The sequence below is a fragment of the Paraburkholderia sp. JHI2823 genome (genome assembly GCF_038900695.1).
GTDB classification, from domain to species: Bacteria; Pseudomonadota; Gammaproteobacteria; order Burkholderiales; family Burkholderiaceae; genus Paraburkholderia; species Paraburkholderia mimosarum.
Genome location: NZ_JAYMRY010000123.1, coordinates 1 through 1795 on the forward strand (window position 1 = coordinate 1; position 1795 = coordinate 1795).

The 1795-nt window shown below is 55.2% G+C and carries 2 protein-coding genes; one reads left to right on the plus strand and one right to left on the minus strand.

Annotated elements, in window-relative coordinates:
• On the plus strand, positions 1–685 hold a 685-nt coding region (locus tag VSR34_RS37840; RefSeq protein WP_342965167.1), incomplete at its 5' end, for an IS5 family transposase.
• A 696-nt stretch (positions 686–1381) separates the two neighbouring features.
• On the opposite strand, the gene VSR34_RS37845 is transcribed toward VSR34_RS37840, so the two are convergent.
• On the minus strand, positions 1382–1795 hold a 414-nt coding region (locus VSR34_RS37845; RefSeq protein WP_342965168.1), incomplete at its 5' end, for a transposase.

Sequence of the window (1795 nt, forward strand, 5' to 3'; positions counted from 1 at the left end):
TTGGAAAACGCGAGACTCTCCCTTCGGCGTCGTTTGTGCAAGATGCCTGAGGGAGATCCCCTCCGCCACATCACGCAAGCCGCTCAAAACGCCCCGAATTCCCATCGACTTGCGTGCTCATGCTCAGGTCAATGACCTGCGTTCGATTATCCGGGTGGCGCAGGATCGCCGAGGTCAGCCCAGCGCAGTCATCCTCGATGGCCGTACGCTGCAGTCGACGTGCGAGAGCGGTCCACGCGCAGGCTACGACGGGTACAAACGCAAGAAAGGTAGCAAAGTGCACATGGCGGTGGACACATTGGGGCAACTGCTTGCGGTGCATGTGACGCCGGCAAACGAACAGGAGCGTGCGCAGGTTGGAGAATTGGCGCGTCAGGTTCAACAGGCGACGGGCCAGACGGTCAAGGTGGCGTTTGCCGATCAGGGATATACAGGCGAGGAGCCCGCCCAGGCTGCACTCGACGAAGGAATCGAGCTTCAGGTAATCAAACTGGCGGAGGCGAAAAAGGGATTCGTGCTGTTGCCGCGCCGCTGGGTGGTCGAGCGCAGCTTCGGATGGCTCAACCGCTTCCGCCGTCTGGCCAGAGACTACGAGCGCTTGCCCGAAACCTTGGCTGGCTTGCATTTCGTCGTATTCTCCGTGCTTATGCTCGTCCACTTTGCAGCCCTTAACAAAAGTGCATAACACCTTCTAGTCTATGAAGACAAGAATTTTGGCATTTACCATCGCTCTTGGCGCATCGTGGTACGCGTCGTCTCAAACGTTCGAACGCTGCCCAGTCCGCTCTGAGATTAGTAAGGACGGAATTTTCTATACAGCTAAAGCATTCCCCAACGAAGCTGAGGGAAAGTGGTTGGGCGTTGCGCCGGACGATGCGGATAGCATCGTGAGATTTTTCTCTGCTACCTTCTATCCCGCGAAGGATAGTGATAGTGGGTCGGAAGCGGTAGTTAGCTGCTCGTACGATCTTACGAACGGCCGCACTGCAATTCTTCAATTCAAACCAACGCTTCCCGCACCGAATTTAAGGGTGAATCCAAGCATGTGGCTTCGGAAACATGATCTTTACGGTCAAAGCTACTTTGGATGCACCGCGGTGGCCGGCTCGGGTTGTAGCTTCTATCTTGTGCGACGGTCCCATCCCGTAAAACCAAATCCCGTAGAACCGTTTGGCAGCGGTGAAGTTGGTCATGTAATTCCAGACACAGCGTCACACTAGGGAAGCGCTGATTAATGGGGCAGCCCGCGAGATTTTCGGCAGCGCTGGTTCGCATTTTTTCGAATGACGAAGTGAAGCCAAGCTTATTTCGGTGAATTTGGCCCGAAAACGGGCTTCACTTTTCTCATTTTTCACAGACAAGACGGATTGCTCCCATGAACCTAGCGCAACAGATTGCGCGCGATCACCAAGTTCGCCACGCCGAACAGGCTGAACAGTTGCGCTGTGTTCTTGGCCAATCCCTTGTAGCGCATCTTGCGATGGCGGAACAGGTTTTTGATGATATGAAACGGATGCTCGACCCGTACGCGGATTTGCGCCTTGGTTTTCTCAAGCGCGATCACCAGATTCTTCAGCGGACCCTCCTGCATCGCCTTGATCTTTCCGCGCTTGGCCGCCACGAGCCACTTCACGGTCTTGTCCTTAATTTCGTCGCGCTTGTCCATGCCGATGGCTCTGTCAGGTTGATGGAGAGGGGGCGGTAGAATGACGTAATGAAGAAGACAAAACCGCTTTATCACGGCCACCGCTTCCCTGCCGTCGTCATCAGTTGCGCGGTTCGCTGGTATTTCCGG